Consider the following 6,688-nt stretch of genomic DNA (forward strand, 5'->3'; position numbering starts at 1 on the left):
GCCTCTGACAGTTTCCGTGTGCGTCCACCCACGGAAATGAAAAAGAAGAGCAAAAGCAGCTTCGCTGCGCGCTCCTTGTAGAGCCGAGCCCACGCTCGGCTGCTGTTCGCGATAGACCCAGCCGAGCACGGGCTCGGCTCTACATTTTTCTCCGACACCAGAAACCGCTTTTGCCTTTTCCATCCGCATCACCTCATGAACCTGTCGAGGCCGGGGCGGTGTGGGTTGGCAGGGGTGTGAGCCGCATGGATGCGGCGACCAAGCCTCCACGGACGGATTCACGGCGTCCCCTGCCAGCCCACAGCGGCCCGGCCCACAAACAGCATCACGAAGCGCCAGCGCTTTGGCTTTGGCCGCTGCTGTTGCTGTTGCTGTGCGCCTCTGCCTGCCGCAGGCATCGGCACCCGATACAATGGCCGTCTGCCGCACCCCGGCATCCCGTCCCTGAGCCAAAGAGTTGCCCATGTCCATCGTCCGCATGACCGACCTCGACCTCTCCGGCAAGCGCGTGCTGATCCGCCAGGATCTGAACGTGCCGATCGAGAATGGCCGCATTACCTCCGAACAGCGCATCACCGCTTCGCTGCCGACGCTCAAGCGCGCGCTGGAGCAGGGCGCGGCGGTGATGGTCACCTCGCACCTGGGGCGCCCGAAGGAAGGTGTGTGGAGCGAAGCCGATTCGCTGGCGCCGGTCGCCCAGCGCCTGTCCGAGCTGCTCGGCCGTGAGGTTCCGCTGGTGCGTGACTGGGTCGATGGTGTCGACGTGCAGCCGGGCCAGCTGGTGCTGCTGGAAAACTGCCGCATGAACGTCGGCGAGGGCAAGGACGATGAAGCCCTATCGAAGAAGTACGCGGCGCTGTGCGATGTGTTCGTGATGGATGCCTTCGGCACCGCGCACCGTGCGCAGGCCTCCACCCACGGTGTCATCCGCTTCGCCCCGGTCGCTGCCGGTGGCCCGCTGTTGATGGCCGAACTGGACGCGCTGGCGCAGGCGCTGGATGCACCGGCCAAGCCGCTGCTGGCCATCGTCGCCGGCAGCAAGGTCAGCACCAAGCTGGAACTGCTGGCCAACCTGGTCGGCAAGGTCGATCAGCTGATCGTCGGTGGCGGCATCGCCAATACCTTCATTGCCGCCGCTGGCTACAACGTCGGCAAGTCGCTGTACGAGCCGGATCTGCTGGACACCGCAAAGAAGATCGTGGCCGATGCCAAGGCGCGTGGCGCTGACATCCCGCTTCCGGTCGACGTGGTCACCGCCAAGCAGTTCATGCCCGACGCGGTTGCCGAAGTGAAGGCGGTCGACGCGGTTGCCGAAGACGATCTGATCCTGGACATTGGCCCGCAGACCGCTGCGCAGTACGCGCAGCTGATCGGCAAGGCCGGTACCGTGGTCTGGAATGGTCCGGTCGGTGTGTTCGAGTTCGAGGCCTTCAGCAAGGGCACCGAAGCGCTGGCCCGCGCCATCGCCAGCTCGCCGGCATTCTCCATCGCCGGTGGCGGCGACACTCTGGCCGCGGTCGACAAGTTCGATATCGCCCAGCAGGTCAGCTACATCTCCACCGGCGGCGGCGCGTTCCTGGAATTCCTGGAAGGCAAGACCCTGCCGGCGGTGGCCGCACTCGACGCGCGCGGCGCATGAGTGCCGACCGCAGCAAGGATGTCCTGTTCTTCGACCTCGACGGCACGTTGATCGATTCGCAGGTGGGCATCACCGCCTGCATCGCTTACGCGCTGCAGAAGATGGACCATCCGGTGCCGCCGCAGGAAACCCTGCTGGGCTGGATCGGTCCGTCGCTGCGCACCACCTTCGCGCCGCTGTTCGTCGAACCGGCGCGGGTGGAGCAGGCGGTGGGCTACTACCGTGAGCGCTTCGACGCCGAGGGTTGGCGCGAGCACACGGTGTACCCGCAGGTGGAAGACACCCTGCGCACGCTGCATGGTCGTGGCCACCGCCTGGCGGTGGTCACTGCCAAGAACGAGCCGCACGCGCGCCGCATCCTCGCCCACCTGCCGTTCGGCGGGCTGTTCGAGGAGATCGTCGGTTCGACCCTGGACGGCTCGCGCAGCCACAAGCCGGAACTGGTCGGCGAGGCGTTGCGCCGGCTGCAGGTGCAGCCCGCGCAGTGCTGGATGATCGGCGACCGCCGCATGGACATCGAAGGCGCGCGTCACCATGGCCTGCGCAGCGTCGGTGTGCTGTGGGGCTTCGGCGGTGAGGCCGAACTCACCGAAGCCGGTGCCGGCCAGCTGGCCCGTGAGCCGGCACAGTTGGAAACGCTGCTGGCCTAGCTTCCTGGGGCGCCGAGCCCATGCTCGGCTGCTCCGGCGTGTTCCCAGCACAGCGTGGGCTCGGCTACAGCGCGCCCTGCGCCAGCGTATGTCCGGCCGATGTCCGTTCCATGACCCGCGAAGTCAGGCAGCACAAGGCTGTAACCGTATACATGCGGCGTGAAGGATGTGCTAATTTCCGTTCTTTATCGGGAGAGGCCCATTCACCATGTTCGAGCGTCAGCGTCGCACCAAGATCCTTGCCACCCTCGGTCCGGCCACTGATCCGCCGGGCGTGCTGGAGGATCTGTTCCGCGCCGGCGTCAACGTGGTGCGCCTGAACTTCAGCCACGGCGATCCCTCCGGCCAGGCCAAGCGTGCCGCCGAAGTGCGTGCTGCTGCAGCCCGCGTGGGCGTGGAAGTGGGCATCCTGGCTGACCTGCCGGGCCCGAAGATCCGCATCGAACGCTTCGCCGAAGGCAAGGTGCAGCTCAAGGCGGGTGACCGCTTCGACCTGATCGCCAGCACCAACGCCGGCCCCGGCGATGCGACCCAGGTGGGCGTCAGCTACCTCGGCCTGCCGCAGGACGTCGGCCCGGGCGATGTGCTGCTGCTCGACGATGGCCTGATGCAGCTGCAGGTGGTCGAGGTGCAGGGCGAGCGCATCATCAACACCGTGCTCAACGACGGCGCGCTGTCTGATCGCAAGGGGCTGAACAAGCAGGGCGGTGGCCTGTCGCTGGGCGCGCTGACCGAGCGCGACAAGGAGCTGATCGGCATCGTCGCCAAGATCGGTGTCGACTTCATCGCCGTGTCGTTCTGCCGCAACGCGCAGGACATGAACGACGCGCGTGAGATCGCCCGCTCGCACGGCTGCGATGCCGCGCTGGTGTCGAAGATCGAGCGCACCGAGGCGATTGAGAACCTGGAAGAGATTGTCGAGGCCAGCGACGTGGTGATGGTGGCCCGTGGCGACCTCGGCGTGGAAATCGGCGACGCCGAACTGCCGGGCCTGCAGAAGAAGATCATCAAGGCCTCGCTGGCACAGAACAAGGTGGTGATCACTGCCACGCAGATGCTGCAGTCGATGGTCGAAAGCCCGATCCCGACCCGCGCCGAAGTGCTGGACGTGGCCAACTCGGTCATCGACGGTACCGACGCGGTGATGCTGTCGGCCGAAACCGCTGCCGGTGCCTACCCGGTCAAGGCAGTGGAAGCGATGGCACGCATCTGCCTGGGCGCCGAGCGCCAGTTCCAGACCGAGACCGACTTCAACGCTTCGCCGCGCAACCTGGAACGTGCCGACCAGGCCATCGCCATGGCCACCATGTTCCTGTCGCAGCACGTGGGCGTGCGCGCGATCGTGGCGATGACCGAATCCGGTGGCACCGCCCGCTACCTGTCGCGCTTCCGCGCCAAGGCGCCGGTGTTCGCGGTCACCCGCCACGACGGTGCACGCCGCCAGATGGCACTGATGCGCGATGTCTACCCGATCAACTTCGACAGCCGTGGCCTGACCCCGCGCGAAGCCGCACGCGGCAGCATCCGCCTGCTGGTGGAAGCCGAACTGCTGCAGGCCGGTGACCGCGTCGTGTTCACCAGCGGCGAGCACATGGAAACCCTGGGTGCGACCAACACCCTGCGCCTGCTGGAAGTGGGCGAAGACGGCCGTGCCAGCGGCCTGGGCGACCTGTAAGGTACGCGCCATCGCATGCGCGCTGTCGCCCCACGATCTGCTGTGCAGATCGTGGGCCCCTTCTTACCAGCATCCAGACCCCCGCCGCTGCGCGGCCGCCCCCTGACTCAGGGGGCACTCGTCCCGGGATCCGGGTTTGCGCGGTACCCACGCTCAGTCCGCATGGGTCAATGATTGTCCTGCGCGGACATTGGAATCGTTTCCAGACTGGCCTGCACGTCGGCGCAACGGGCGGCGGGGCTATACTTACGTTTTTCCCGCACCCGCCACAGGAAGTACATGAGCATCGAACAGCTGGCTGAAACCGCCCAGGCCATGGTTGCCCCGGGCAAGGGCATCATCGCGATCGACGAATCCACCGCTACCATCGCCAAGCGTTTCGCTGGCGTCGGTATCGAGAACACCGAGGAGAACCGTCGTGCCTACCGCGAACTGCTGCTGACCACGCCGAAGCTCAACGAGCACATTTCCGGCGCCATCCTGTTTGACGAAACCATCCGTCAGTCGACCAAGGACGGCGTGCCGTTCGCCAAGTACATGGCCGACCACGGCATGATTCCGGGCATCAAGGTGGACAAGGGTGCGCACCCGCTGGCCGGCTGCCCGGGCGAGCTGGTGACCGAGGGCCTGGACGGCCTGCGCGAGCGCCTGCAGGAGTACTACAAGCTGGGTGCGCGCTTCGCCAAGTGGCGTGCGGTGATCAACATCGGCGAAAGCATTCCGTCGGGCACCTGCATCGAGTCCAACGCCCACGCGCTGGCCCGCTATGCCGCCCTGTGCCAGGAATGCGGCCTGGTGCCGATGGTCGAGCCGGAAGTGATCATGGACGGCGACCACGACATCGAGACCTGCTACGAAGTCACCGAAGCCACCCTGCGTTCGCTGTTCGATGCCCTGTACCAGCAGAACGTGCTGCTGGAAGGCACCATCCTGAAGGCCTCGATGGTCATCTCCGGCAAGGGCTGCGATGAGCAGGCCGACGCAGAGGAAGTGGCCGAATCGACCGTGATGTGCCTGAAGAGCACCGTGCCGGCCATCCTGCCGGGCGTGGTGTTCCTGTCCGGTGGCCAGAGCGACGAGCAGTCCACCGAGCACCTGAACGCGATGAACCAGCTGGGCAACCTGCCGTGGCCGCTGAGCTTCTCCTACGGCCGCGCCATGCAGCAGGCCGCGCTGAAGCTGTGGGCCAAGGACATGAAGGGCAACTACGCTGCTGCCCAGAAGACCGTGTACGAGCGCGCCAAGGACAACGGCCTGGCCGCGCTGGGCAAGTGGAACGGTTGATCCGTCCCATCGCTGGATGAACAAGGCAACGCCGGCATCACGCCGGCGTTTGCTTTTGCGGGTATCGTTTCCGCCCCCACGCGCCCGGCCGGTGCGTGGGAACCACATGGAAGGCCAAGGAGAAACAACATGCGTTTGGCAGCAATCACACTGGCCGTAGCCACGGTCCTGGTCGCCGGCGGGTGCAACCGCATCGGTGGCGGCGGCGCAGAGGCAGGCAAGGCCGCGTCGCTCGATTTCGACAAGCCGGTGTCCGGCGAGATCACCTCGCGCAGCGGCATCAACTTCAACGACGGCAGCCATCACCAGCTCTACCAGATCAAGCTGGAAGACAGGGAACTGGTCGGCCTGAAGCTCACCGGCGCACTGACCGGCTCGATCGCCGTGTTCAGCAACGGCAGCCTGGTGTCTACCAGCAATACCGGTTACGAACGCGAAGGCGATGTCTCGCTGGCCTTCCGTGCCAACGGTGGCGGCACCTACCAGGTGGCGGTCAACGCCAACGGTCCGAGCGCCTTTGGTCCTTACCGCCTGCGCGCCGAGAAGCTGAAGCCGTACGACGGCAAGCCGCTGGCAGGCAGTGGCGAGATCGTCGACATGCTGGCCAGCAACTCGCAGGACTACACCCTGCAGGTGGAGAAGGCGGGCCTGTACGAGATCCGTCTGGTCTCGGATGTCTTCGATCCGGTGCTGAAGCTGTCCGGCCAGGGCGTGGATGCCGAGAACGATGATGGTGGCGACAGCACCAACTCGCGCCTGAACCTCTCGCTGAAGCCGGGCAAGTACACGCTGACTGCGCGCGGCCTCGGCGACGGCGTCAATGGCATGTTCACCCTGTCGGCCACCCGCATCGAGCTGCCAGGCAACCTGGTGGACCGCGACGGCACGGCACTGCCGAAGTCGGGCAGCGCGTACACCATGCTCGACAACGAAGGCCGCCGCCGCTTCCTGCTGACCCTGGATCGTCCGGCCGACGTGCGCCTGGATGCGATTTCCAGCCAGGTCGATACCGTGCTGCGTGTGGTCGGCGGCGCCGTCGAACTGACCGACGACGACGGTGGCAATGGCACCAACGCACGCCTGGAAGAGACCCTGCCGGCCGGTCACTACACGGTGGACGTGTCCAGCCTGAACAACGGTGCGGGCCTGGTGGAAGTACGCGTGCAGGTCGAGGGTGCCAGCGCCGACGGTGCTGCCGCCTCGGCCGCGCGTGCCGCTGCCGATGCCGCCGCCGTGGCCGATGACGCCGCTGCTGCGGTCGAAGCTGCCAGCCGTTGAGGTGATCCACGCGCAGCGTGGATGACATCAAGGCTGTGACTCGTCCTGCCATAGGTTGACACCTATGGGGTGGATGATCCGGCCGCCGTCAGGCGACCAAGGACGCCCGATGCATCGCATCGGGCGTCTGCATTTTAAGGGACAGGTGGGGTCGCTCGGCGT

General features: G+C 66.2%; 6 protein-coding genes. 5 read left to right on the top strand and 1 reads right to left on the bottom strand.

Features of this window, described 5'->3' with window-relative positions:
* A partial coding sequence (locus EKL94_RS22555; protein WP_221767991.1) for a hypothetical protein occupies nt 1-183 on the bottom strand: 183 nt, incomplete at its 3' end.
* Nucleotides 184-463: 280 nt separating this feature from the next.
* Between EKL94_RS22555 and EKL94_RS21580 the strand changes: the two genes are divergently transcribed.
* The 5 genes from EKL94_RS21580 to EKL94_RS21600 all read left to right on the top strand — a co-directional run bounded on the left by EKL94_RS21580 (nt 464) and on the right by EKL94_RS21600 (nt 6,526).
* Nucleotides 464-1,639: a phosphoglycerate kinase gene (locus tag EKL94_RS21580; protein ID WP_032127869.1), complete on the top strand. Its 1,176-nt coding sequence runs from the start codon at nt 464-466 to the stop codon at nt 1,637-1,639.
* The gene (locus EKL94_RS21585; protein WP_126930586.1) at nt 1,636-2,289 is read left to right on the top strand and encodes an HAD hydrolase-like protein; all 654 of its coding nucleotides are present in this window, start codon (nt 1,636-1,638) and stop codon (nt 2,287-2,289) included. The genes EKL94_RS21580 and EKL94_RS21585 overlap by 4 nt, the downstream gene beginning before the upstream one ends.
* Before the next feature lie 208 nt (nt 2,290-2,497).
* The gene (gene pyk / locus EKL94_RS21590; RefSeq protein ID WP_126930587.1) at nt 2,498-3,964 is read left to right on the top strand and encodes a pyruvate kinase; all 1,467 of its coding nucleotides are present in this window, start codon (nt 2,498-2,500) and stop codon (nt 3,962-3,964) included.
* 279 nt (nt 3,965-4,243) lie between these two features.
* Complete coding sequence (locus EKL94_RS21595; protein WP_126930588.1) at nt 4,244-5,248, top strand: class I fructose-bisphosphate aldolase; 1,005 nt, start codon at nt 4,244-4,246, stop codon at nt 5,246-5,248.
* Between the two features lie 129 nt (nt 5,249-5,377).
* A complete protein-coding gene (locus EKL94_RS21600; protein ID WP_126930589.1) occupies nt 5,378-6,526 on the top strand; it encodes an ABC transporter substrate-binding protein in 1,149 nt (382 codons plus the stop codon).
* Nucleotides 6,527-6,688 lie beyond the last annotated feature (162 nt).

The sequence above is a fragment of the Stenotrophomonas maltophilia genome (genome assembly GCF_003970865.1).
GTDB lineage: Bacteria > Pseudomonadota > Gammaproteobacteria > Xanthomonadales > Xanthomonadaceae > Stenotrophomonas > Stenotrophomonas maltophilia_AR.

What these genes read in the sequence shown, in the direction of transcription:
- EKL94_RS21600 (WP_126930589.1), top strand. Translation starts at nt 5,378, where the DNA reads ATGCGTTTGGCAGCAATCACACTGGCCGTAGCCACGGTCCTGGTCGCC.
- EKL94_RS21580 (WP_032127869.1), top strand. Translation starts at nt 464, where the DNA reads ATGTCCATCGTCCGCATGACCGACCTCGACCTCTCCGGCAAGCGCGTG.
- EKL94_RS21595 (WP_126930588.1), top strand. Translation starts at nt 4,244, where the DNA reads ATGAGCATCGAACAGCTGGCTGAAACCGCCCAGGCCATGGTTGCCCCG.
- pyk (WP_126930587.1), top strand. Translation starts at nt 2,498, where the DNA reads ATGTTCGAGCGTCAGCGTCGCACCAAGATCCTTGCCACCCTCGGTCCG.
- EKL94_RS21585 (WP_126930586.1), top strand. Translation starts at nt 1,636, where the DNA reads ATGAGTGCCGACCGCAGCAAGGATGTCCTGTTCTTCGACCTCGACGGC.